The 24,554-nt window shown below is 71.8% G+C and carries 21 protein-coding genes; 11 read left to right on the top strand and 10 right to left on the bottom strand.

Translation table 11 applies throughout. The features are described 5' to 3' along the window. The first annotated feature begins 308 nt into the window (after window positions 1-308). The 5 genes from DEU32_RS06645 (at window position 309) to DEU32_RS06625 (ending at window position 7,273) form a co-directional block, all read left to right on the top strand. A complete protein-coding gene (locus DEU32_RS06645; RefSeq protein ID WP_181819216.1) occupies window positions 309-1,976 on the top strand; it encodes an ABC transporter substrate-binding protein in 1,668 nt (555 codons plus the stop codon). Further along, entirely contained in the window at window positions 1,973-3,655 is a 1,683-nt protein-coding gene (locus DEU32_RS06640; RefSeq protein ID WP_114849826.1) for an ABC transporter ATP-binding protein, read from the top strand. Before DEU32_RS06645 ends, DEU32_RS06640 begins: the two co-directional genes overlap by 4 nt. Then, window positions 3,652-4,590: an ABC transporter permease gene (locus DEU32_RS06635; RefSeq protein ID WP_114849825.1), complete on the top strand. Its 939-nt coding sequence runs from the start codon at window positions 3,652-3,654 to the stop codon at window positions 4,588-4,590. Before DEU32_RS06640 ends, DEU32_RS06635 begins: the two co-directional genes overlap by 4 nt. Continuing rightward, window positions 4,587-5,585, top strand: a complete 999-nt coding sequence (locus tag DEU32_RS06630) for an ABC transporter permease (protein ID WP_058742326.1) — start codon at window positions 4,587-4,589, stop codon at window positions 5,583-5,585. The genes DEU32_RS06635 and DEU32_RS06630 overlap by 4 nt, the downstream gene beginning before the upstream one ends. A gap of 182 nt (window positions 5,586-5,767) precedes the next feature. Beyond that, on the top strand, window positions 5,768-7,273 hold the full coding sequence (locus tag DEU32_RS06625) for an NlpC/P60 family protein (protein ID WP_141862440.1): 1,506 nt from the start codon (window positions 5,768-5,770) through the stop codon (window positions 7,271-7,273). A 158-nt stretch (window positions 7,274-7,431) separates the two neighbouring features. Here the strand turns inward: DEU32_RS06625 and DEU32_RS06620 are convergent, their stop codons facing one another. From DEU32_RS06620 to DEU32_RS06610, 3 genes are all read right to left on the bottom strand, one after another. Further along, window positions 7,432-8,763 carry a GNAT family N-acetyltransferase gene (locus DEU32_RS06620; RefSeq protein WP_114849823.1) on the bottom strand — a complete coding sequence of 444 codons (1,332 nt, stop codon included), beginning with the start codon at window positions 8,761-8,763 and terminating at the stop codon, window positions 7,432-7,434. 212 nt (window positions 8,764-8,975) lie between these two features. Beyond that, window positions 8,976-10,481, bottom strand: a complete 1,506-nt coding sequence (locus DEU32_RS06615) for a cryptochrome/photolyase family protein (protein ID WP_114849822.1) — start codon at window positions 10,479-10,481, stop codon at window positions 8,976-8,978. 145 nt (window positions 10,482-10,626) lie between these two features. Then, window positions 10,627-12,396, bottom strand: a complete 1,770-nt coding sequence (locus tag DEU32_RS06610) for a hypothetical protein (RefSeq protein WP_114849821.1) — start codon at window positions 12,394-12,396, stop codon at window positions 10,627-10,629. 192 nt (window positions 12,397-12,588) lie between these two features. Here DEU32_RS06610 and DEU32_RS06605 point away from each other — a divergent pair, with 192 nt between their 5' ends. Together DEU32_RS06605 and DEU32_RS06600 are read left to right on the top strand one after the other, a co-directional pair. Then, the gene (locus tag DEU32_RS06605) at window positions 12,589-13,473 is read left to right on the top strand and encodes an aminoglycoside phosphotransferase family protein (protein WP_114849820.1); all 885 of its coding nucleotides are present in this window, start codon (window positions 12,589-12,591) and stop codon (window positions 13,471-13,473) included. Window positions 13,474-13,577: 104 nt separating this feature from the next. Next, entirely contained in the window at window positions 13,578-14,099 is a 522-nt protein-coding gene (locus tag DEU32_RS06600; protein WP_114849819.1) for a hypothetical protein, read from the top strand. A 10-nt stretch (window positions 14,100-14,109) separates the two neighbouring features. On the opposite strand, the gene DEU32_RS06595 is transcribed toward DEU32_RS06600, so the two are convergent. Beyond that, window positions 14,110-14,661, bottom strand: coding sequence for a hypothetical protein (locus tag DEU32_RS06595; RefSeq protein ID WP_114849818.1), 552 nt, complete (start codon window positions 14,659-14,661; stop codon window positions 14,110-14,112). 131 nt (window positions 14,662-14,792) lie between these two features. On the opposite strand from DEU32_RS06595, the gene pnuC reads away from it, so the two are divergent. Together pnuC and DEU32_RS06585 are read left to right on the top strand one after the other, a co-directional pair. Next, window positions 14,793-15,458, top strand: a complete 666-nt coding sequence (pnuC, locus tag DEU32_RS06590) for a nicotinamide riboside transporter PnuC (RefSeq protein ID WP_114849817.1) — start codon at window positions 14,793-14,795, stop codon at window positions 15,456-15,458. Between the two features lie 111 nt (window positions 15,459-15,569). Continuing rightward, entirely contained in the window at window positions 15,570-16,193 is a 624-nt protein-coding gene (locus tag DEU32_RS06585; RefSeq protein WP_114849816.1) for a TetR/AcrR family transcriptional regulator, read from the top strand. An 84-nt stretch (window positions 16,194-16,277) separates the two neighbouring features. Here the strand turns inward: DEU32_RS06585 and DEU32_RS06580 are convergent, their stop codons facing one another. Both DEU32_RS06580 and DEU32_RS06575 read right to left on the bottom strand, forming a co-directional pair. Beyond that, window positions 16,278-17,510, bottom strand: a complete 1,233-nt coding sequence (locus DEU32_RS06580; protein WP_114849815.1) for an ABC transporter permease — start codon at window positions 17,508-17,510, stop codon at window positions 16,278-16,280. Next, window positions 17,507-18,496, bottom strand: a complete 990-nt coding sequence (locus DEU32_RS06575; RefSeq protein WP_229666661.1) for an ABC transporter ATP-binding protein — start codon at window positions 18,494-18,496, stop codon at window positions 17,507-17,509. The genes DEU32_RS06580 and DEU32_RS06575 overlap by 4 nt, the downstream gene beginning before the upstream one ends. A gap of 118 nt (window positions 18,497-18,614) precedes the next feature. Between DEU32_RS06575 and DEU32_RS06570 the strand changes: the two genes are divergently transcribed. Together DEU32_RS06570 and DEU32_RS06565 are read left to right on the top strand one after the other, a co-directional pair. Then, window positions 18,615-19,037, top strand: coding sequence for a hypothetical protein (locus DEU32_RS06570; protein WP_058742313.1), 423 nt, complete (start codon window positions 18,615-18,617; stop codon window positions 19,035-19,037). Then, the gene (locus DEU32_RS06565) at window positions 19,034-19,345 is read left to right on the top strand and encodes a transcriptional regulator (RefSeq protein ID WP_058742312.1); all 312 of its coding nucleotides are present in this window, start codon (window positions 19,034-19,036) and stop codon (window positions 19,343-19,345) included. Before DEU32_RS06570 ends, DEU32_RS06565 begins: the two co-directional genes overlap by 4 nt. Before the next feature lie 231 nt (window positions 19,346-19,576). Here DEU32_RS06565 and DEU32_RS06560 read toward each other — a convergent pair whose 3' ends face one another. The 4 genes from DEU32_RS06560 to DEU32_RS06545 form a co-directional block, all read right to left on the bottom strand. Beyond that, window positions 19,577-21,238 carry a glycoside hydrolase family 13 protein gene (locus tag DEU32_RS06560; RefSeq protein ID WP_114849814.1) on the bottom strand — a complete coding sequence of 554 codons (1,662 nt, stop codon included), beginning with the start codon at window positions 21,236-21,238 and terminating at the stop codon, window positions 19,577-19,579. Window positions 21,239-21,327: 89 nt separating this feature from the next. After that, window positions 21,328-22,245, bottom strand: a complete 918-nt coding sequence (locus DEU32_RS06555) for a carbohydrate ABC transporter permease (protein ID WP_180224849.1) — start codon at window positions 22,243-22,245, stop codon at window positions 21,328-21,330. After that, entirely contained in the window at window positions 22,245-23,195 is a 951-nt protein-coding gene (locus DEU32_RS06550) for a carbohydrate ABC transporter permease (protein WP_258554797.1), read from the bottom strand. Before DEU32_RS06550 ends, DEU32_RS06555 begins: the two co-directional genes overlap by 1 nt. A gap of 10 nt (window positions 23,196-23,205) precedes the next feature. Then, window positions 23,206-24,504: an ABC transporter substrate-binding protein gene (locus tag DEU32_RS06545; protein ID WP_114849813.1), complete on the bottom strand. Its 1,299-nt coding sequence runs from the start codon at window positions 24,502-24,504 to the stop codon at window positions 23,206-23,208. Window positions 24,505-24,554: the final 50 nt, after the last annotated feature.

Here is a 24,554-nt window from a genome sequence, read left to right as displayed (position 1 = left end):
CGGCGTCGCGCCGAGCCTCCAGGCCGTGCAGCGCAACGCGACGGACGCAACCGCACAACGCGGCGGACCGTGCCGGCGCGACGGACGCAACCGAGCCGGCGCGACCACCCGCCGCGCGCGCCGGACCACCCGGGAATACGCTCGGGTCACACGCGTTGTCGTGTTGCGCCATGCAATGTTGCGTTGCGTGTCATCCGGACCCCGCGAGGGTTCGGACCCCGCCCCGGCCCGGTGCCAGGATGGACCGCCCGCCGGCCCACCGCCCGGGCGCAGCGACACCCCCACCCCCCGACGAGGAGCAGGACGCCATGCACCGCCCCAAGCGCTTGACCATCACCGCGGCCGTCGCCGCCGCCGCAGCCCTCGTGCTGACCGGCTGCTCGGGTGGCGGGGCATCGGACGACGCATCGTCCGGCACCACCAAGGGCGGCACGCTGAACATCCTCACGCCGCAGACCGCGCTGCACTTCGACCCGGCCACGAGCCAGAGCCTCGGCATCACGTCGATGGGCCTCGTCGCACGCCGCCTCACCACGTGGGACGTCGAGCCGGGCAAGACCGCGAAGGTCGTCCCGGACCTCGCCACCACGACCGGTGAGTCGAGCGACGGCGGCAAGACCTGGACGTACACGCTCAAGGACGGCCTGAAGTTCCAGGACGGCACCCCGATCACCACCAAGGACATCAAGTGGGGGATCGAGCGCTCGTTCGCGCCGAACCTGACCGGTGGCCTGAGCTACCACAAGTCGCTCCTGGTCGGCGGCAGCCAGTACCAGGGTCCGTTCGAGGGCAAGACCCTCGACAGCATCGAGACCCCGGACGACAAGACCATCGTCTTCAAGCTCGACAGCGCGTACGGCGACTGGCCGTGGCTCGCGTCGATGCCGGCGTTCGCCCCGGTCCCCGAGGGCGACGGCAAGGACACCGGCGCCTACGACGCGAAGCCCGTGTCGTCCGGCCCGTACCAGATCGAGTCGAACACGCAGGGCTCGCAGGTCACGCTCGTCCGCAACAAGGAGTGGAGCGCGAAGACCGACGGCATCCGCACCGCGGGGCCGTCGAAGATCGTGTTCAAGGAGTCGCAGGACGCCTCGACCACCACGCAGAGCCTGATCGCCGACAACGGCGACGCGAAGGACTCGTTCGGCGCGATCTACCTCGGCGCCGCCGAGCTCAACCAGGTCCGCGCGAACCCGTCCGCCCAGGACCGCCTCGCGACGAGCAAGGCCGGCCCGATCACCTACATGGCGATCAACACGCAGCGCGGCAAGCTCCAGGACCTCAAGGTGCGCCAGGCGCTGCAGTACGCGGTGGACCGCAAGTCGTTCCGGATCGCCGCGGGTGGCGCGCTCGCGGGCGAGTACGCCTCGACGCTCATCACGCCGGGCATCGCGGGCCGCAAGGACTACGACCTGTACAAGACGAGCGCCACGGGTGACGTCGACAAGGCGAAGGAGCTCCTCAAGGAGGCCGGCGCCGAGGACCTGAAGCTCACCCTCGTGTCGCAGAACGACCCGACGTACCTCGCCCAGGCGCAGGCACTGCAGGCCGGGCTCAAGCGCGCCGGGATCCAGGTGACGCTGAAGCCGCTCGACTACGACTCCTTCACGCAGGCGACCACGAACGGCACCGACTTCGACCTCTCCCTGTCGAGCTGGCAGCCGGACTTCCCGAGCGCGAACGCCAACCTGCAGCCGCTGTACGACTCGTCGCAGATCGGCGGGGGCGGCTACAACGTCTCGAAGTACTCGAACCCCGAGGTCGACGCGCTCATCGCGAAGGCCACCGGCACGATCGACCAGTCCGACGCCCAGAAGCTGTGGGCAGAGGCCGACCAGAAGATCATGGCGGACGCCCCCGTCGTCCCGCTGATCTACGCGAAGCAGTCCTTCCTGGCCGGCTCGAACGTCGAGAACTTCCGCATCGCGGACTTCCCGGCGTACCCGAACTACCTCAAGGTCTCGCTCGCCAAGTGAGTGCACCGCTGCTCGAGGTCGAGGGGCTCCGCGTCGCGTTCGGCGACGCGGAGCCCGTCGTCCGTGACGTCTCCTTCACGCTGACGCCCGGCCGGGTCCTCGCGCTCGTCGGCGAGTCCGGGTCGGGCAAGTCCGTGAGCGCGATGAGCGTGCTCGGGCTGCTCCCGCCCGAGGCACGGGTGACCGGCAGCGTCCGCTTCCGCGGCGACGAACTCGTCGGTGCGTCGGCGGAGCGGCTCCGGGCGGTCCGCGGTGCCGGCATCGGCGTGGTGTTCCAGGAACCGATGAACTCGTTCACGCCGGTGCTGTCGATCGGCACGCAGATCGCTGAGGCCGTCCGGGCGCACCCGACCGACCTCGACCGCGCGGGCGTCTCGGCCCGGGTCGACGAGCTGCTCCGGTCAGCCGGGCTCCGTGATCCGCGGCGGATCCGGAAGGCGTACCCGCACGAGCTCTCGGGCGGGCAGCTGCAGCGCGCGATGATCGCGATGGCGCTCGCGGGCGACCCGGTCGCGCTCATCGCCGACGAGCCGACGACCGCGCTCGACGTCACGGTGCAGGCGGGCATCCTCGACCTGCTCCGCACGCTCGGCCGGGAGCGCTCGCTCGCCGTCCTGCTCATCACCCACGACATGGGCGTGGTCGCGGACGTCGCGGACGAGGTGCTCGTCATGCGCCGGGGCGACCCCGTCGAGACGGGCACGGTCGCGGAGGTGTTCGCCCACCCCGCCGCCGCCTACACGCGGCAGCTCCTCGACGCGGTCCCGGCCCTCGAGTCGGACCCCGGCCGGGAGGCCCGTGGCGCGTCCGCCCCGGCGGCTGCGGCGGGCGGGGCGGAGACGACCCGTGCCTCCCGTCCGGAGGGGGTGGTCGCGCAGCTGCGCGACGTGGCGGTGCGCTACGCGCGTCGCGGCGACCCGACCGTCTCCGGGATCGACCTGGAGTTCCACGCCGGGCGGACGCTCGGGCTCGTGGGGGAGTCCGGCTCCGGGAAGTCGACCATCGGTCGTGCGCTCGCGGGGCTCGTCCCCGTCGTGCACGGCAGCGTCGCGGTCGAGGGCGCCGACCTGCGCACCGCGCGGGGGAAGCGGCTCCGCGACCTCCGCAGCCGGGTCGGCATCGTGTTCCAGGACCCGGCCTCCTCGCTCAACCCGCGGCAGACCATCGGGTGGAGCATCGCCGAGCCGCTCCTCGTGCACGGGGCCGGCTCCGCCGCCGACCGTGCCGCGCGGGTGGGCGAACTGCTCGCCGCCGTGCAGCTCGACCCGACGTGGGCCGAGCGGTTCCCGCACCAGCTGTCCGGCGGGCAGCGGCAGCGCGTCGCCGTCGCGCGGGCGCTCGCCCTGCGCCCGGCGCTCGTGATCGCCGACGAGCCGACCAGCGCCCTCGACGTCACGGTGCAGGCGGCCGTGCTCGACCTGCTCGCGCGGCTGCAGCAGGAGTTCGGCTTCGGCATGCTGCTCGTCAGCCACGACCTCGCGGTCGTCCGGCAGCTCGCGGACGACGTCGTCGTGCTGCACGAGGGCCGGATCGTCGAGCGGGGCACCACCGACCGGGTCCTCGACGACCCGCAGCAGGACTACACGCGCATGCTGCTCGCGGCGGCGCCGGTCGCCGACCCGGTGCGGCAGGCCGAGCGCCGGCAGGCCTGGCGTGCGTGGGAAGGAGCAGCACCGTGACCGCGAACGTCGTCGACAGCCCGGTCTCCGCGGCCGCCGGACGCTCGACCGGGTTCCGCGCCGTCGTCCGCCGCGTCCGGCGCGACCGGTGGGCCGTCGGTGCCGCGGTCGTCATCGTGGTGTTCGTCGTCGTCGCCCTGGCGGCGCCGCTCATCGCGCTCGTCAGCGGCCAGGACCCCTACGCGTACCACGTCGACGCGCTGAACGACTTCGGTGCACCCCGCGGTGCCCTCGGCGGGGTGAGCGGTGATCACTGGTTCGGTGTCGAGCCGCTGACCGGCCGTGACCTCTTCGCGATCGTCACCTACGGCGCGCGGACGTCGCTCGGCATCGGGCTCGCCGCGACCGCGATGTCGATCGTGATCGGCGTGCTCGTCGGCGTGACCACGGGGTTCCTCGGCGGTTGGTACGACCGGGTGCTGTCCCGCGTGGTGGACGTCATCTTCGGGTTCCCGTCGCTCGTGTTCATGATCGCGCTGACCGCGGTGGTGCCGACGTCGTTCCCGAAGCCGCTCCTCGTGGTGCTCGTGATCGGGTTCTTCGGCTGGCCCGCCGTCGCCCGCGTGGTCCGGGGGCAGACGCTCTCGCTCGTCACCCGGAACTACGTCGTGGCGTCGACCGCGATGGGCGCCGGGCGCTGGCACGTCATCCGGACGCAGCTGCTGCCGAACCTCGCCGCCACGATCACCGTCTACGCCACGATCTCGATCCCGTCGATGATCGGCGCCGAGGCCGCGCTGTCGTTCCTCGCCGTCGGGGTCACGCCGCCGACACCCTCGTGGGGCCGGAGCATCGGTGACGCGATCGGCTGGGTGCAGACCGACCCGATGTACCTCGTCTTCCCCGGAGCCGCACTGTTCCTCATCACCCTGGCCTTCAACGTGCTCGGTGACGCCCTGCGCGACGCCCTCGACCCGCGAGGGGGTGCCCGGTGAACGCCGCCCGGTTCCTCGCCGTCCGCATCCTCGGAGCCGTCGTCGTGCTGCTCGTCGTCGCGGCGATCACGTACGCGCTCTTCATGCTGCTGCCGACGAACCCCGCGCGGGCGATCTGCGACAAGCCGTGCACACCCGAGCGCCTGGCCGACGTGCAGGCGTTCCTCGGCACCGACAAGCCGTGGTTCGCGCAGTTCGCGGCGTACCTCGGCGGCATCTTCACGGGCCGCACGTTCGGTTCCGGCGCCTCGACGATCTCGTGCGCGGCGCCGTGCTTCGGGTACTCGTTCCAGCTGCACGACTCGGTGACGAACCTCATCACGTCGCGCCTGCCCGTCACCGCGTCGATCGCGATCGGCGCCGCGGTGCTCTGGCTCGTCGCGGGGGTCGCCGGCGGGACCGTCTCAGCGCTCCGCCGCGGGACGATCGCCGACCGTGCGGTGATGACCGTCGCGGTCGCCGGGGTGTCCTCGCCCGCGTACCTCATCGGGCTGCTCGCGATCCTGCTCTTCGGCTTCACCCTCGGGTGGCTGCCGACGAGCGGGTACGTGCCCTTCGCCGAGGACCCGGTCGGGTGGGTCACGCACCTCGTGCTGCCGTGGTGCGTGCTCGCGTTCATCAGCGCGGCGATCTACGCCAGGCTGACCCGGGGCGAGATGCTCGAGTCGATGTCGCAGGACTTCGTCCGGACCGCCCGTGCGAAGGGTCTGCGCGAGCGCCAGGTCGTCGTCCGGCACGGCCTGCGCACGGCGATCCTGCCCGTGGTCACGCTGTTCGGGCTCGACCTCGGGTCGTTGCTCGGCGGTGCGGTCATCACCGAGAAGGTGTTCTCGATGCAGGGGCTCGGCGCGCTCCTGATCGACGCCGTGCACACGCTCGACCTGCAGGTCGTCGTCGGCTTCACGGTGTTCTCGGCGCTGTTGATCGTCACGGCGAACCTGGTCGTCGACGTCGTCTACGCGTTCGTCGACCCCCGGGTCCGACGCCGGGCCTGAGTCCCCTCACACGCTCACGGCGCGGATCCCGGGCGCGTCGCTGAGACTCCCCTCACCTGCGCACGGGACCGGCCGCGCAGGTGCTGAGGACGTCCCCCGGCGGTCCTCCCAACGCAGGACTTGTCGGGCGCCAGGGGCAGGTCGAGCATTCGGTCGTGATCAACTCTCAAGGGGATCCCGCGGTGACACCGACGACGGTGCGCTCGCGGGCGAAGAAGACGTTCATCGGGATCGCGGTCGCCGCGGTCGCCATCGCGGGGACGGTCGGCCTCGCGGCTCCGGCCCTCGCGAGTCAACCGGGCCTGAACACCGGGGGAGGGCCCTCCGCCGCGGCGAACAGCGCCATCGCGTACGCGGAGAGCATGTGGAGCAGGACGGACGGCGGGCCTGCCGACACCAAGTACGTGCTCGGCGGCAACGGACCCACGGAGTGGGACTGCTCCGGGCTGGTCTGGAAGGCGTACCTCCAGGCGGGCATCGACCTGTCGAACGGGACCTCGCGTCCCGTCGTCGGCGACGAGTTCAACGCGCTCAAGGGGAACCTCGTGTCCCGGGCGGACGCCGAGCCCGGCGACGTGCTGTTCTGGACGTCGAACGGCACGACCTCGGGGAACTTCCTGCACGACGGCATCTACCTGGGCAACGGGTACATGGTGGCGGCGGCTGCTCCGGGTGAGGGCGTCAAGGAGCAGACGCTCTGGTCCGAGCCCGGGGAGCAGCTGCTGGACGTGGTCGGTCGGCCGACCGGTTCGCTGTCCGGCTCCGGTTCCGGGGCGGGCACGGTGCACACCACCTCGTACGTGACGGCTGAGCAGGTCAACACCGGGAAGCTCTGGAGCGTCACCGCGAGCAAGGCAGCGACCGCGTACCCGGTCGGCGTCGCCTCCGGGACGAGCCCTGCGATCGCCACGCTCGGCGGCGGCAAGTACGTCACCGCGTTCCAGGCCGCCGGTGGCGCGCTCTGGACGATCACGTCCGACGGTGCAGCGACGTCCTTCCCGGTCGGCATGAAGGCAGGGACGAGCCCGTCGATCATCCCGACGTCGGGAGGAGGCTACGTGGTCGCCGTGCAGACGAACACCGGCGCGCTCTGGACCATCACGAACACGAAGGCGGCGACGGCCTTCCCGGTCGGGATGGCCGCGGGCACCAGTCCGTCGATCACGGCGACCGCGGGCGGGCACTACGTGGTGGCGGTGCAGACGAACTCCGGTGACCTCTGGAGCATCACCGACACGAAGGCCGCGACGGACTTCGGCGTGGGGATGAAGACCGGCACGAGCCCGTCCGTGACGACGACCGCGAACGGCGGCTACGTCATCGCGGTGCAGACCAACACCGGCGCGCTGTGGAGCGTCACGAACACCAAGGCGGCGACGGCGTTCCCCGTCGGCATGCTCGCCGGTACGAGCCCGTCGATCCTGGCGCAGCCGTCCGGCGGGTACGTCATCGCGGTGCAGACGAACACGGGCAAGCTGTGGACGATCACCGACGGCAAGGCGGCGACCGCGTTCGACATCGGGATGGCTGCGGGCACGAGCCCGGCGATCGCCGCGGTCGGCAGCGGGTACGTCGTGGCCGTCCAGACGAACAGCAGCGACCTCTGGTCGGTCACGAACGACGACGCGGCGACGTCGTTTGGCGTCGGGATGCAGCCGGGCACCAGCCCGGCGATCCTGGCGCAGTGACGCCCGGGAGGCCGGGGTCTCGTCCCCGGCCTCCCTCGCCGCGGTTCCTCTCGCGGAACGCAACGTGGGCGGGTCCTCGCAGCGGTACGTCGCTGCGAGGACCCGCCCACGTTGCGTCTTGCGGGCCGCGCCGCGCTCGCGCCGCCCCCGCCGCGCCCCTAGAAGTACGTGATGCCGTGCGGCGCTCGCGCCGGCGTGAGCATCGCGCGCAGGAGCACCGTCGGCGCCGGGTCCGTCGCCCGCACGAGCCCCGCCGCCGCGAGGGTCACCGGGGACACCGAGCCGATCAGCAGCGCGCCGAGGTCGGCCACGTCGAGCCGCACGTCGGCCTCGCCGGAGTCGTCCGCGGCCGTGCGGGTCACGGTGCCGCGGCCGTCGACGACGTCCAGCCGGTAGGTGCCCGCCGCGAAGCCCATCGTGTCGGAGACGGCGAGCACGATCGACCCGTCGACCGCGTACGGCCGCGAGGCCAGCACCGCGGGCACGTCGAGCACCCGTAGCCAGACGTGGTCCTCCTCGTGGTCGACGTCGTACGCCCGGTTGTCCCCGAGCGCGGCGACGATCGGGTCGTCGAGGCGCGAGCGCTTGTACGACACCACGTCGTTCAGGTCGATCGAGAGCAGGAACTCCCACAGCGACAGGTACGCCTCGTCGGTCGCGTAGACCAGGTCGACGACCTCGAGCACGGTGTCCTGGTCGCGGCCGGAGCCCTCCTTGACGCGCCAGGTCACGTAGCCGTCGACGGCGTCCGCGTCGGTGGCGCCGTCCGGGCGGTGCACGGCGGCGCGGACGTCCTTCGCCGACTCACCGTCGCCGTTCCGCAACCCGGTGACGATCGGCCAGGTACTCGTGTTCCGCTTCATGGAGCCCGGCGTGCGCGCGTCGAACCGGTCGAACACGGCGCGGGCGTTCCCGTCCGCGAGCCACTCCGGCGTGACGACGCTGACGGTGCCGGTCGTCGGCGCGAGGAACGGCAGCGCCCGGGCCCGACGGACGCGGACGGCTCGCTCGCGGATCGCGCAGCCGAACCCGAAGCGCCGGTAGATGGTGCCCTCGGACGCGGTCAGCGACGCCACCGCGTAGCCCTCGGCGACGCCACGCTCGAGCGCGTGCGTCATCATCCGACGCAGGATGCCCCGTCGGCGTTCGGTCGGCCGGACGGTCACCGCCGAGATCGCCTGGGTCTCGACGGCCTGGCCGTCGCCCCAGCTCAGGGACTTCGGGAACCACGCGAAGGTACCGGCCGGCCAGGTCTCGTCGACGGACCCCGGGAGCGGACGACGGACGTGCACGCCGAGCCAGGTCTCGCGGTCGGCGACGAACGCCTCGGCCATCAGCGCGGCGACCTCGTCGTTCGGGTGCGGTTCGTGGAAGCCGAGGCCGACGGCATGCATCCACGCGTCGGTCGCGGCGTCCGGCGCCCCCTGCTCGTCCGTGCCCGGCGCGAACTCGCGCAGCTCGTAGCGGTCGTCGAATGCCTCGTTGCTCACGTTCCCGACCCTACCGGCGCCGCTCGCGCGGCCGCCTCCCCCTGTCGGTGGAGCAGGAACCGGCGGGTGGCAGCACCGGACCCGACGTCGTCTGCTCCATCGACGGGCTGGCTGCAGACCGGACGGGGCCGGGTCCGGACCGGACGGGAGGCGCGCGGCGGGCCCGTCACGCGCCTCCCGTCCGGTGTGTGGTCACGTCGCGATGGCGACCCTCACGGGGTGGTGCGCCGCGCCTCCTGGGCCACCACCTGGTCGAGGTCCGCCAGCTTCCGCATCTGCTGGAGCGGACGCGCCATCCGGTTGTTGTTGCGGAGGGCGGGTTCCGTCCGCGACAGGAACGCCCAGTACCCCGCGGTGAAGGGGCAGGCGTCCTCGCCGACCCGTTTCGTCGGGTCGTAGCGGCAGCCACCGCAGTGGTCCGACATCCGGTCGATGTAGCGGCCGCCCGACGCGTAGGGCTTCGTCGCGACCATGCCGCCGTCGGCGTGCTGCGACATCCCGATGATGTTCGCCGGCATGACCCAGTCGGTGCCGTCGACGAAGACGTCGGTGAACCACTCGGTCAGGTGCACCGGGTCGTAGCCGCGTTGCAGGGCCCAGTTGCCGAGGACCATCAGGCGCTGGATGTGGTGCAGCCAGCCGTGGTCGTGCAGGCCCTCGATCGCGGTGCTCAGGCACACCGCGTCGATCTCCGAGGCGTCGAGCTCCCGCCACCAGCGGGGGAGGTGCTCGTGCGCGTCGAGGGCGTTCTCCTCGGCGCCGTAGTCGTCGCCGAACCACCAGTAGAGGTGCCAGACGTAGTCGCGCCAGCCGGCGACCTGGCGCACGAACCCCTCGACGCTGGCGAGCGGGGCGTCGTGGTCGCGGTGCGCGGCGAGTGCGGCCTCGACGACCTCGAACGGGTCGAGCACGCCGAGGTTCATCGGCACGCTGAGGAGCGAGTGCGCCATCGTCCAGTCGTTCGTCAGCGTGGCGTCCTCGAACGGGCCGAAGTCACCCAGGCGCACATGGACGAAGTCGTCGAGCGCCTGCCGGGCCTCGTCCGCCGTGACCGCGAAGCGCCGGGTGTCGTCCCTGCCGACGAAGCGCACGGTGCCGTCGCGCTCCCACCGGTCCAGGTCGCGACGGACCTCGTCGTCGATCTCGTCCTCGGTCGGCCACCACGGTTCGGGGAGCCCGAGCGTCGTCGCACCCTTCGGCGGCGGCTCGCGGTTCTGGTCGTCCAGGCTGAACTTCCCGCCGATCGGCTTCTCCGAGCGCATCAGCCAGCCCTCGCGGCGGCGGACCCGCTCGTAGTGGGTCTCCATGCGGAACCGTCCGGTGCCCTGCGCTGCCCACTCGGCGAACTCGGCCTCGTCGGTGATGAACCCGCGGCTCGGCAGGATCGCGGTGCCCTTGCCCCAGTGCCGGACCTGCGCGCGGAGGGTCCGGGACGGCGGGTCGACCACCTCGAGGTCGTCGCGACCGACGAGGGCGTCCTTCAGCCGGTCGACCTGCACGTGCTCGGCGCGGTCGCCGAGCTCCCGGACGCGGTGGCGCAGGGCGCTCAGCCACAGGTGCGCCTTCGCGCGGTGCATCGGCCGCGCGTCGAAGAACTCGCGGGCCTCGACGACGAGCACCGGACCGCCGTCGTCGAACAGCGGCCCGTACTGCCCGGGGAGGACGAGCCTGGTGCGGACGGTGCTGCCGGCTTCGGTGCTGCGGCGCTCGGGTGCCATGCCCGGACGCTACCGGCGGTGCGTGACGACCGCCTGACGGCGCGTGTGCCCCGACCGCCGGGCGTTGCCCGCGACCGGGGCTGCCGGCGACCGGGGCTGCCGGCGACCGGTGTCGTCGACGGCCCCGGTCGGTCGGATGGCCCGCTCAGTTGTAGGACGCGAGCCGGTTCGGCGCCGTGTTGCCCACCGGCGTCGGAACCGCCCCGCCGACGCCGTTGATGACACTCGAGATCGTGCCCGTGTCCCCGAGCGACACCGTCACGAGCCCGTGCGCCCGGATGCCCGAGCCCGTCGGGGTCTCGAACGCCCGGTCGGCGTGCACGGATGGGTTCGTGTTGAAGAAGCAGTACACGCCGCCGCCCCAGATCTCGTGGTTCGTCACACCGGACGCGACCTTGTACGCCGCGTACCCGGCACCGGTCGGGCTCTGCCACGAGGCGTTGTCCGGCACGTCGTACGGCATCTCGTTCTGGAAGAAGATCGTCCGACCGCGGTTGCCGTTCCAGAGCACCTCGTACTTCTGGTAGTGCTCGACGAACAGCCCGGTGGCGAGCACGTCGTCCCCGTTCACCTCGACGCCCGTCGCGCCGGTGTTGACGTTCCAGCCCGTCGCGGCGCCGCCGTGGTCGGCCCGCCACGCCCAGATGTGGTCGACGAGCGTGTCGTCGGCGTCGACCTGCAGCGTCGTCGACGCCTTGCCCTGGATGCTCGACCCGACGCGGAAGAACACGTCCTGGATGCTCTGCGGGTCCGAGGCATGGTCGACGTGCGAGCCGCTGGTGCCGAGTCGGACGAGCTGCGCGCTGTTCTGTGTGCCTGCGTCGACGACCAGGTTCGACACGTTCACGCCGGAGACGTCAGCGGTGGTGAGCACCGCGTTGCCGGCGGTCGGCACGAGCGTCGGGAACCCGATGCCCGTGACGACGGTGTCCGGACGGGTGACGTTCAGCGCGGCGTTCAACTGGTACGTGCCCGGGGTGAAGAACAGGTTCAGCCCCTGCGCCAGCGCGGTGTTGATCGTCGCCGCGCTGTCACCGGGGTGCGCGACGTAGAAGTTGCGCATCGGGATGTCCGTCCCCGGCGTGTTCGGCCACGTCACCCCGGCGGAGTTCGTCCGCAGCGACGGGACGAACACGTGGTACTTGTTCGACGAGTCGACGTACAGGTACGGCTTCTCCCGCGTGACCGGGGTGCTCGACAGGGTGGTGTAGCTCTTCGAGAAGTCGTTCGCCGGCGCGCCCTGCACCCCCGAGAACACCATGTTCCAGTTGCCGCCCTGCCAGCTGCCGAGTGTCGAGTTCCGCGTGTACCACTGCTGCTGCGACCCGCTCGTGACGGTGCCGTCGACCTTCGAGTCGGCGATGTAGCCGCCCGACGAGTACCCCTGCCCGCCGTCCTGGTTCGACGGCCCCATGGTCAGGTTGCCCTTGATGTGCACCCGCCGCATCGGAGCGGCCTGCGACACCGCCCACCGGTCGGTCCCGCCCTCGGGCGCCACGGAGAGGTTCTCCGCCGACCGCCAGAAGTTCTGTGTGGCGTTCTTCTCGTCGCCGGCGTTCCAACCGGAGTCGACGTTGAGCGCGCCGGAGATCGTCACGTCGTCGGGGTTCTTCCCGAGACCGGCCACCGAGGTGTAGAAGCCCAGGTTCGCCCAGACCCGCCCGTAGCCGCCGGGCTTGAACAGGAAGGCGTACCGCTGCGAGCCGAACTGTGCCGTTCTGCTGCGGAGTTGCGCGTTGAAGGCCGCGTCGACGTCGGCCTGGATCGTCGACGCGGGAGTGGACTGGTCGTAGACCTTGACGTTGCCCCCGAAGTCCGGGACGTCGCTGGTCGGGACAGCGGCCTGCGCCTGCAGGGCCGGCGCCAGGGCGCCGACCAGGCCGACCGCCGTGATCGTCGCGAGGAGCGTGCTCATCCGTCGTTGCATGATGCTCGATTCGTCGTCGAGCGGCCCCGTTGCCGCCCGCAACAGACGGTAGACCCGCCCGGACGCCGCGGCAGTCGGTGCTGCGGCGGACAAGGACGTACCCCGTTCGGGGGTCGGACAGGAGGCGCGGGGGTGCGCCCGCCCGGTCGCTCACGGTCCGGCGGCGGGTACCATGCGCGCATGTGGCCGACCGAGCGGGACTGGCGTGCGTCCGTCCCGCGCAGGCTCGCACGAGCGGTCGAGCGCTGGGACCTGCGTCCCGGCGAGCCGTACGCCGGCGGGAGCGTCTCGCACGTCGTGCCCGTGCGGTTGCCCGACGGTGGCGATGCCGTCCTCAAGCTGTCCCTGCCGCACCACGAGGCCGAGCACGAGGCCGCGGCACTCGCCTGGTGGGACGGAGCCGGAGCGGTCCGCCTGCTCGACGTCGACTCGGACGATCCCTTCGTGCTGCTGCTCGAGCACTGCGATCCCGGCACCCGGCTCGGGGAGCGTGACGACCTGTCGGCCGAACACCGCCTGCGCTCCGCCGGCGGTCTGCTCACCCGGCTCTGGGCCGCCGGGGTCCCCGACGAGGACACCTTCGTGTCCGTCGCCGACGTCACCACCGGGTGGGCGTCGCTCGCCGAGGACCGGATGCGCGAGCTCACGCCGCCCTTCGACCCGGGACTCGTGCGCCGCGGCGCAGACCTGCTCCGCACGCTGCCGAGCGGTGCCGTGCGGTCGGTGGTCGTGCACGGCGACGCGAACCCCGGCAACGTGCTCGCGGCGGGGCGGGAGCCGTGGCTCGTCATCGACCCGAAGCCGATGGTCGGCGACCCCGCCTACGACCTGTGCCCGCTGCTCGTGCAGGTCGACGACCCGTTCCGCGCGGAGGATCCCCTGCACGCCGTGCGGCATCGGGTCGTCGTCCTCGCGGACACGACCGGCGAGCCCGCCGACCGGATCGCCGCCTGGTGCACGGCACGGCTGGTCGAGTCGGCCCTGTGGTCCGCCAGCCGCGGCGCACTCGACGACGGCCTCGACGCGATGACGCGAGCCGCCGTGGTCGACCGCCTGGCCGACTGACCGCCGACGGGCTCACCGTCGAGCCGGGTCACGATCCAGCATCGAGCGATCTCGATCCGGTCACCGCGGCCGACTCCGGCGTGCCGGTCCGCCAGGATCGACGCATGGGAATCCCGAGCACCGTCCGCCCGTTCGCCGCCGTGGTCGTCCTGCTCGCCGGGGGACTGCTGTCCGGCTGCGCTGCCGGCTCCGGCGACAGCGCTGCGCCCGTGGCCCAGACGCCCGTGGCCCAGACGCCCGCGGCCCCGAGTGCGGCGCAGACGCAGGAACCGAGTGATCCGATGCAGCAGGACCTGTCCGCTGCGTCGGTCTGCGGAACCGTGAGTGCGCTGAGCACGGTCCTCCTGAACGCGTCGGCAGGGCAGCAGGTCGGTGCGGTCAGCGAGTCCGACCGGCTGGCCCTCGTCCGGTCGGCCCGGTTCGGCTACGAGCACCTGCAGTCCTCGGACCCTCGGATGACCCGGGCCATCGACTCGGTCCAGCGGTACCTCGACGCGCATCCGGCCCCGACCGAGGGCCTCGCGATGGAGGACGGCCCGGAGTGGGAGCTCCAGCAGAAGCTCCTCACCACCGCGTGCCGCGAGTCCGGCTCGAACGTCGTGGCGACGGCCCAGTACGGCGGCTGACCCGGGGCGGTCAGTCCGTCGCACCCCGCGGTGGATCGACCAGCAGCGCCACCCGGTCGCGCAGGTACCCGTCGAGCGGCACCGTGCCGGCGGTGGGGGACCACCGGACGACCGGCTCGCCGTCGACGACCGCGAGCACACCGTCGGCGTCGACCAGGGTGTCGTCGAGGGGGATCGGCACCGCGCCGTGGTTCACGGTGTCGTTCTCGCGGAAGTGCCCCTTCGCGGCGGCGGCCCGGTAGGCGCGGCGCACCTCGGCGGACACCGACACGAACTGCGTCCGGCCCGGATCGGTCACACGGGTGATGCGCGCGGTGGCCCAGACCCGGCCCGTGGTCTCCACGGACGAACCGAGCAGCAGGGCACCGACGCGCCACACCCGGCCGAGCGGTCGCATCGTCGGGTCGCGGCGGATCCCGAGCACGGCGCGCGGCTCGACGTACTCGGCGAGGGCCTCGTCCCGCACCCCGGCGTCCCGGAGCCGGTCGGCCGCGGCGTCGAGCAGGTCGCGCGTGCGCTGGACGGCTGCCGCCGCGCTGCCCGTCCCGCCGTCGTCCGCCACGACCCCAGAGCGTAGCCCGGAGCCGAGTATCGGGGCCGTGCACACCGCGAGCCCGTCACGCGGCGCCGCACGACCGCCGGAATGCGCGTCGGGCCCCTACCGTTGCACCGTCCGGAAACGAGGAGGGCCCCATGAGCATCGTGCGGTGGCTGTTCGACGCACAGCTCGTCATCGGCGACCAGACCGTGCTCTGGCGCGAGGTGATCGGCAACGTGTTCGGACTCCTCAGCGCCCTCGGCGGGATGCGCCGCAGGGTCTGGGCGTGGCCGGTCGGCATCGTCGGGAACGCCCTGCTCTTCACCGTGTTCATGGGCGCCCTGTTCGACACCCCGAACCCGGTCAACCTGCTCGGTCAGGCCGGCCGCCAGGTGATGTTCATCGCCGTGAGCGTCTACGGCTGGTACCGCTGGACCCACCGCGCGGACGACACCGTCACCGTGGTCGAGCCCCGCTGGGCCTCGTGGCGGACCCGCGCGCTGCTCGTCCTCGCGATGGTCGGCGGCACCGCGGTCCTGACCCCGGTGTTCCGTGCCCTCGGCTCGTACGAGCCGGTGTGGAGCGACGCGTGGATCTTCGTCGGCTCGCTCCTGGCGACGTACGGCATGGCGAAGGGCTGGGTCGAGTTCTGGTTGATCTGGGTCGCCGTGGACCTGGTCGGTGTGCCCCTGCTGTTCTCCGCCGGGTACTACGCCTCCGGCCTGATGTACGTCTTCTACGGCGTCTTCACGCTGACCGGCTTCTTCGTGTGGATGCGCCAGCGCGTCCGGCCGTCGGCAGCGCCGATCACCGTCGGCTGAGGCACCACCGGGCCGCCGGCAGGACGGCCAGGCGGCCGGGATGACCGTGCACCGCGGTACCCCCCGAACGAGGATGTGACAGGAACGAGCGGTCTCCTGTGGAATGTCCGGATGACGGTCCCCGACGTGCACCTCGTCGACGAGGAGGCACTCGCTGAACGCATCGTGCGCGGTGCGATCCGCGCCTTCCGGCTGTACACCTTCGAGATGGTCGACGCGGTCGTCGTCGCGGACACCTGCGGGGTGACGCCCGAGGACGTCGACCGCCTGTTCCCGTCGTGGGACGGCCTGCTGCTCGTGACCTACGACCGGTGGATCCAGCTCCGGGGGACCGGGCGCTCGACCCCGGCGACGACGGTCGACCACGTCCGGACGACCCTGGCCGAGGACGTCGCCGACCCCGGCCTCGTCCGGCTGATGGCAGGCGTCCTGACGATCGCGGCCGCGGACGGCGACTTCGCGGAGCTGTTCCGCAAGCGCTTCGAGGAGTTCGTCGAGGAGCTCACGCGCGGCCTCGAGGCCGACGTGCGCGCGGGCACCGAGCGACTCGGGATCCCCGCGCACCGAGCGGCGACCCAGCTCCTGGCAGTCTACGAGGGACTGCAGATCCAGATGCTCGTGCGGCCCTACCTGGACGTGCTGGTCGAGTACGACCGGTCGGTGCGCACCCTGCGGCTCGGGTGGCGGGAGCAGGAGACCGCGGCCTGGGACCTCGACGAGGTCGCGGTCCGGTAGACGAGCGCGCCCGGCGACGGCCTGGAGGCGCGTGGCGGGCCCGCCCCGCGCCTCCAGGCCGTCGTCGACCCGGCCACGGGACGGTCAGCGACCGGTGCGCGGGGTGCGGCGACGCCGCCAGGCGGCGATCTGCCGCAGCGTGACCTTCGAGCCGTACTGGGCGATGGAGTGGCGGAACAGGTACTCGGCGAACCAGAGCAGGAGCGCCGCGGTGGCGAACACCTCGACGATGCACGCCACGGACTCGGTGAGGGTGAGCGTCCCGACGGCGTTCCGGACCATCGCGGTGATCGGGGTGAAGGTCGGGAAGTAGGTGAAGAACGCCGCGATCGGGGACCCCGGGGTGGTCATCACGAAGAACGCGGCGTACAGCGGGATGATCAGCGCGAAGATCGCCGCGGACTGCAGCGTCGAGGCATCCTTGATTGACGGGACCGCGGCGCCGACCGCCACGAACAACCCGGACGCGAGCAGGACCCCGCCGACGAGCAGCAGCGCGCCGACGACCATCCGCCACGGGTCCACCGTCAGGCCACCGAGTCGCGCGGCCACGAGCGGCAGGCCGACGAGCGCGACGGCGAGGCCCGGCACGACGAACACCCCGACCTGCACGAAGCCGACGAGCAGCATCGCGACGACCTTGCCGCGGATCAGCTCACCCGCCGTGACCGTCGTCAGGATCATCTCGGAGATGCGGTTCTCCTTCTCCTCGACCACCACCGTGACCATGCGGGTGGCGAGCAGCACGACGATGCCGAAGAACGCCGCGACGTACAGGAAGGGCGGCACGATCGACAGCCAGCCGGGCGCGACGTGTCCGTCCGACCAGGTGCGGAGGTCGGTGTCCGGCGGTGAGCGCAGGATCGACACCGACTCCGGGTCGTCCACCGACGCGGCGACGCTCTGCTCGAGGACCCGCTCGGCCAGGGTCGAGTAGCCGCCGTTCTCGAAGAGCCCGCGGTCGGCGGCCTCGATGTGGATCGGGGTGCTCGACGGGGTCCTGGGGTAGACGACGAACAGGTCGAGCCGCCCCGCACGGACAGCCGCCCGGTCGGCCTCGGGGTCGGTGGACGGTGAGCCGCCCCACCTCGCCGCGACCGAGCGGTCGACGAGCCCCGAGCGGTCGACGTAGTGGAACGGGGTCTTCGCGGCCGAGGAGCTCGAGCTGACCGAGTCCGCACCCGCGGCCTGGCCGACCCCGACGAGCAGCGACACGACGACCACCACCAGGGGGAGGGCGAGCGTGCCGATCCAGAACGCGGGCTTCTTGACGGCGCGGACGAACTCGAACCGGACGACCGTCCCGAGGCGGCTCACGCGGCTGCCCCGCTCGCGCCGGTGCCGGTGCCGGTGCTGGTGCTGGTCTCCTCGTGCTCGCTCGTGGCGGGCAGGTCGTCGTGCCCGGCGTCGTGGCCGTAGACCTGCACGAAGATCTCGTCGAGGGGGATCCGCCGCATCGTGAACCCGGTCACGTGCACCCCGGCGGACACGAGCGCGGCGAGGACGTCCGATCCGTCCGGCGCGGCGGCGTCGGTCAGGGCGAGGTACGCCACGTGCCCCTCGTGCCGGACCACCCGGTACAGCGGCGACTCCGGAACGCTGCCGTCGAGCGTCACGTGTGCGACCGCACCGCCGAAGGCGTCCTGCACCTCGGGGATGCTGCCGTACGCGGCGGCGCGCCCGTCCTTGAGCAGGAGGATCCGGTCGCACAACCGCTCGACCTCGTCCATGTGGTGCGTCACGAGCACGACCGTGGCGCCGTCGGCCTTCCGCTCGGCGACCAGGTCGAGGAGCAGCCGGCGGTTGACCGGGTCGAGGCCCTTCGTCGGCTCGTCGAGGATGAGCAGGCGCGGGCGGTCCATGATCGTGATGCCGAGCTGCACCTTCTGCTGTTGCCCACCGCTGAGCTTGTCCACGCGGAGCTTCGCGCGGTCCGCGAGCCCGACGCGCTCCAGGTAGGCGGTGCTCCACGCGGTCGCCTCGGGACGGCGCAGACCCCGGAGCATGCCGAAGTACGTCATCACGTCGATGACGGACTCCTTGCGGTAGAGCCCGCGCTCCTCGGGCAGGTAGCCGATGCCGCCGGTCGCCGGTCGGTACGGGACGCCGTCGACCGTCAGGGTGCCGGCGGTCGGGGTCGTGATGCCGAGCAGGGCCCGGATCGTGGTGGTCTTGCCCGAGCCGTTGCTGCCGAGCAGGCCGAACGTCTCGCCGGGTGCCACGTCGAAGGACAGGCCGTCGACCACGTCGCGGTCGCCGAAGCGCATCACGAAGTCCTGCACGCTGATGTCCGCCCCGCTCATGGTGCCGACCCTACCGACGGTGGGGCGGGGGTCGCCGGGTACCGGTACTTGCCACATTGGAAAGTAGTTGCCATGATGGGAACACTTCCCGGGGTGGGGAGGGACCAGAGGGGGAACCATGTCCGATCCGCAACCGTCCGAGGCCCGCGCGCTCCTCGCGCACGCCGACCGTCTCGCCCGTCGCACGCACGACGCCGTCCGGTGGCCGTACGTCGCCTTCATCGTCGCCCTCGGCGCGACGACGTCCCTCGGGACCTTCGCGATGGGGATGTCAGCGGGCCGTGCCTTCGCGGCGGCGTACGTCGGCACGATCGTCGTCGTGCTCGCGCTCGTCCTGTGGTTCAGCGCCGCGATCCGTGGTCGTGCCGCCTTCGCCCGCGGCCGGCGGTGGATCACCTACGTCGCCGCGTGGGGGCTGACCTACTGCGCCGCGATCGCCGTCGTGGGCTGGGCGCACGGCTCGGTGCTGTGGTCGGCGGTCACGTCCGGTCTCGTCCTCGTCGTGTCGCTCGCCTGCGCCGCGTGGGAGTCCCGCGGATGAGCAGCTCGCACCCGCGACACCGACTCGACGACCTGCTGCAGAACCCGGTGCGGTTCTCGGTCGTCGCAGCGCTCGACCGGGCCGGGACGCTCTCGTTCCGCGAGGTCCGGGACGCGCTCGAGGTCACCGACTCCGCGCTGAGCAAGCAGGCCAGCGCGCTCGAGGCGGCCGGGTACGTCACGGTGGGCAAGGCGCACGTCGGCAGGACCCCGCGGACGTCGCTGACCCTGACGCGGGCGGGTCGTCTCGCGTGGCAGGCGCACCTCGCCGCGCTCCGGGAGATCGCGGGGCCGGTGAGCTCGTCCTGAGCGATCTGTCCCATCACGGGTGACGTGGGAGGCGGATCCGCGCATGGCGGGTCGGAAGGGGCGACCTCCCATGCGCGGATCGCCATCCCGCGCGCGGATCGACACCCCACGCGCGGATCGGCACCCCACGCGCGGATCGGCACGGCACGCCGGGTGCGGGACGCGACCCCGGGACGGACGGGAGGCACGGTGCCTGCCTGCACCGTGCCTCCCGTCCGCCTGCTGGTCCCGTCAGGAACGCAACCAGGCGGTCCCCACACCCGACAGGGCGCCGTCTGCCACCGGCGCGGAGGCGAGCAGAAGCTCGCCGGTGGGGAGTGCGAACGGCTCGTCACCGAACACCGTCACGCTCGTCCACCCGTTCGGGCGACGGAACGCGAGCACGTCGTCGCGGCCGGTCTCGATCCACTCGAGGTGCTCCTCGGACCGGAGCTGGCCGCGCAGGCCGAGGGCCTTCCGGTACAGGTTGAGCGTCGAGTCCGGGTCGGCGTCCTCGGCCTCGACCGACGAGTCGGCGAACCAGGCCGGCTGCGGCAGGTGCGAACCGCCCGTGCCGAAGCCGAAGGACGGCCCCGAGCGGGTCCACGGGATCGGCACGCGGCAGCCGTCGCGGCCGACGTCGACGCCTGGGTTCCGGAAGAACGCCGGGTCCTGTCGTTCGGCGTCGGGGATCTCGCCGACCTCGTGCAGGCCGAGCTCCTCGCCCTGGTACAGGTACGCCGAGCCGGGCAGCGCGAGCTCCAGGAGCGTCGCCGCCTGCGCGCGCCGGAGCCCGAGGGCGCGGTCGAGGTCCTCCTGCCGGCCGCCGGCGAGCAGCCACGCGGCGCCCTGCTTCTCCTCGGCGCCGTTGCGGGCCGGGAGCGCGTACCGGGTGGCGTGCCGGACGACGTCGTGGTTCGAGAACACCCACGTCGTCGACGAGCCGGACTGCTCGGCGAGCCCGAGGTTGAACTCGATGATCGTCCGGAACTGCTGCGCGTCGAAGTCGGCCTCGAGCAGGTCGAAGTTGAAGGCCTGCCCGAGTCCCTCGGCGGAGGCGTACCGGGCGCGGCGGTCGGCGGCGACCCAGGCCTCGGCGACCGCGGTGCGGGCGGGGGTGTACTCGTCGAAGACCCGGCGCCACTCGGCGTAGATCTCGTGCACGTCGTCGCGGTCCCAGAGGATGTGCGCGCCGTCCTTCGGGCTCGCGAGCACCTCGGCCCACGTGGGCAGTTCGCCGGCCGGCAGGTCCTTCGCGAGACCGTGGGCGACGTCGATGCGGAAGCCGTCGACCCCGCGGTCGGACCAGAAGCGCAGGGTGTGCAGGAAGTCGTCGCGGACTTCGCGGTTCGCCCAGTTCAGGTCAGGCTGCTCCTTCGCGAAGTTGTGCAGGTACCACTGACCGTCGCCGACCGCGGTCCACGCGGGGCCGCCGAAGATCGACACCCAGTCGGCCGGCGGCTCCTGGCCGTCCGGGCCGGTGCCGTCGCGGAAGACGTAGCGGTCCCGCTCCGGGCTGCCCTTCGGCGCTGCGAGGGCCTCGCGGAACCAGGCGTGCCGGTCGCTCGTGTGGTTCGGCACGATGTCCACGATCACGCGGATGCCGGCGCCGTCCAGCGCCGCGACCATGTCGTCGAAGTCGGCGAGCGTGCCGAGCCGCGGGTCGACGTCGCGGTAGTCGTCGACGTCGTAGCCGCCGTCGGCGAGGGCGGACGGGTAGAACGGGCTGAGCCAGACCGCCTCGATGCCGAGCGACGCCAGGTACGGCACGCGGCTCGTCACACCGGGCAGGTCGCCGATGCCGTCGCCGTCCGCGTCGGCGAACGACCGCGGGTAGACCTGGTAGACGCTGGCCTGGCGCCACCACGTCTCGTCGGTGGTGGTCGCAGCGGGCTGGGCGAGGGTGTCGGTCACGTCGGGCCTTCCGTCGTAGGTGGGAGTGGGAGTGGGAGTGGGAGTGGGAGTGGGGGTCGTGGTCGTGTTCGTGGCGGTGTTCGGCTCGGTCACTTGATGGCGCCCTGCGTCACCCCGGCCATCACCCACCGCTGGGTGACGAGGTAGACGATGATCGCCGGCGCCATCGCCATCAGGTACGAGGCGAACGACACGTTGTAGTTGTTGCTGAACTGGGTCTGGAACATCTGCTGCAGCACCGGCAGGGTCTGCAGCGCCGGGTCGGAGGTGATCAGCGACGGCATCACGAAGTCGTTCCAGGACGCGAGGAACGCGAAGATGCCGACGGTGGCGCTCATCGGTGCGAGGAGCGGGAACACCAGTCGCCAGAACACCTGTCCCGTGGTCGCACCGTCGATGCGTGCACTCTCCTCCAGTTCGGCCGGGATCGACCGCAGGAACGCGGTGAACAGCAGCACGCTGAAGGACAGCTGGAACATGACGTGCAGGATCGCGACGCCGAGCGGGTTGTCCAGGTGCGCCAGCCCGGTGAGCTTCACCTGCGACAGTGCGAGGACCGGGAACGGCAGGAACATCGCGGCGAGCAGGTAGAAGAACGACCAGCGGAACAGCCGGCGCTCCCAGTTCCGGGCGATGGCGTACGCGGTGAAGGACGCGAGCAGGATCGTCCCGGCGACGGTGATCGCGGCGATGAGCACCGAGACGCCGAACGCCCGCGGGAAGTCGGTGAGCTCCCACGCCTGGACGAACCCGTCGACGCTGAACGGCGCCGGCAGCGAGAACGCGTTGCCGTCGACGGCCTGGCTCGTGGTCTTGAACGCCATCGTCACCGTGACGTACAGCGGGACGAGGACGGACAGTGCGCACAGCACGAGGACGATCGTCACCGGCCAGTTGGCGCGGTCGCCACGGCCGCCGCCGCGTCGTCCGGCGGTGCGGTCGGCGTCCACGGAGCGGATCGACCCGGTCGCGGTGGTGCCCGGTCGGAGTGGTGCCTGCATGGTCATCAGAGCGCTGCCTTCCCGCGGGTCGCCCGCAGCTGGATCACGGCGATCACGACCGCGATGACGAAGAAGATCGTCGCGTTCGCCATCTGGTAGGCGTAGTCGCCACTGCTGAAGCCCTTGAAGATCGACATCGCGACGCTGGTCGTCGCGGTACCGGGGCCGCCGTCGGTCAGGCCGACGATGATGTCGTAGGAGTTGAGGAAGTTCTTGAACCCGATCACGAGGTTGATCAGGATGTAGCCCGCCGTCAGCGGGGCCGTGATCGACACGAGCTCCCGCCAGGAGCTCGCCCCGTCCAGGGCGGCGGCCTCGTACACCTCGCCGGGGATCGACAGCACCCCGGCGATGTAGATGAGGAGCGTCGACGGGATCGCCTGCCACGCGGTGACGACCACGATCGCGACCCACGCCAGGTCCGGGTTCGCGAGGATGCTCTGCTCGAGCGGCGCGAAGCCCAGTGCGGTGGCGAGCGCTGGCAGCGAGTTCGCGAACAGGAACGAGAACACGTAGGCGATGACGATGCCCGAGATCACCATCGGCAGGACGAACACCGCCCGGAGCGCGATCTTCCCGCGCACCTTCGACGTCAGCGCGATGGCGAGCAGGAACGCGATCGCGTTGACGACGAGGACGGTGACGAGCGAGAACCCGATCGTGAACAGGTACGCCTGCAGGATCGCCGGGTCGGAGAACACGGCGACGTAGTTGGTGAGTCCGGTGAACCGGAACTCGCCGAACCCGACGGAGTCCGTGAAGCTCAGCACGATGCCCATCACCGCCGGCAGCGTGATGGCGAGCGTGAAGAGCACCAGGGTGGGGACGAGGAAGACGAGGAACAGCGGCTCGATGCGCTTCCGGCGTCCGCGGCTGCCGGCCTGGAGGCGCGGTGCGGCTCCGCCCCGTCGGCGGCGGTCCGTCGTCGTGATCGCTTCGGTGGTCGTGGTGGCCAAGGTCGTCTCCTTACGCGGCCGTGCGGAGCGCGAGACGCGCCCAGTCGCCGTCGAGGGTGCGGAGTTGCGGAGCGGGGGCACCGCCGAAGGCGGTGGACTGCAGGTAGTTCGCCACCGGGATCTCGGCGGGGATGAGCTGCGAGGCGCCGAGGGAGAAGGCGGCGCGGTCGTACGAGTCCTGCATGCCGCGGAGAGCGGGGTTCGACACCGGCGGGGAGTCCTTGCGGACGCCGAAGCCGTTGTTGTCGGCGTTGTACTGGTCGCTGACCGCCGGGCTCATCAGGAACGACAGGAACTCGCGCGCGGCCTCCTGCTTGCGCGACGCCTCCGGGATCCAGAGCCCCAGGTCGACGTTCACGCGCACCTTGTTGTCCGCGGCGTCGTCGGTCGCAGGGAACGGGAAGGTGCCGAGCTCGATGTCCTTGTTCGACTTCGCGATCTCGCCGAGCGCCCACGGCCCCTGCAGGTACATCGCGGCCTTCCCCTGCGCGAACGCCAGGTTCCCGTCACCGTACCCGCGGCTCGCAGCGCCCTTCTGGTGCCACTGGAGCAGGTCCACCATGCGGTCCACGGGGGCGGCGAAGTCCTGCTCGAACGAGACACGGGACCCCTTGCCGACGCGGGTGCCCTCGCGGTCGAGCGCGGCGAACGTCTGGTGCAGGTCGAGCATGCCGCCGACCGAGTAGTCGAACATGCCCTGGGCGATCGTCCAGTTGTCCTTGTACGTGCCGTACATCGGGGTGATGCCGGCGCGGACGAGCCGCTCGCACACGTCGCGGAACGCCGACCACGTGGTCGGCACCTCGAGCCCCTGGTCGGCGAAGATCCGCTTGTTGTAGATCACGGACGCCGCCGTCACCGAGTAGGGCAGCACGCTGGTGCGGCCCGGGTAGTCGGCCGTCTGCTGCATGAGCGGCCACAGGTCCGGGTTGATCGTGTCCTTCTCGGGCAGGTCCGACAGGTCCGTCAGGGCGCCGTGCTCGACGAACGAGACCATCGCGTAGTTGTAGTTCAGGCACCCGAGGTCCGGCGGCCGGTTCCGGACGAAGTTCGCGGACATGTTCGACGTCGAGTCGCGGACCACGCGGATCTTCGACTGGCTGTCGTGGAACTTCGCGATGACGTCGTCGAAGTAGCCGATGACCTCGGGCTTCGACACGTAGAAGGTGATCGTCTCGGGTCGGCTGCTCGAACCGCCGAGCGGGGCGCACCCGGCGAGTGCCAGGCCCGCGCCGATGCCGCCGGCCCCGAGGAGGAACCCGCGGCGGCTGAGCGCGGCGGTGTCCCTGGTGGTGGCGTGTGGTCGCACGTCGTCTCCGTCCGTCCGGACCCGGCGTCCCTGCCGTCCCGGTCAGCGGA

Source organism: Curtobacterium sp. AG1037, from assembly GCF_003349855.1.
GTDB classification, from domain to species: domain Bacteria; phylum Actinomycetota; class Actinomycetes; order Actinomycetales; family Microbacteriaceae; genus Curtobacterium; species Curtobacterium citreum.
Note: the sequence above shows the minus strand (reverse complement) of the source record. Positions and strands in the feature narration are given on the sequence as shown.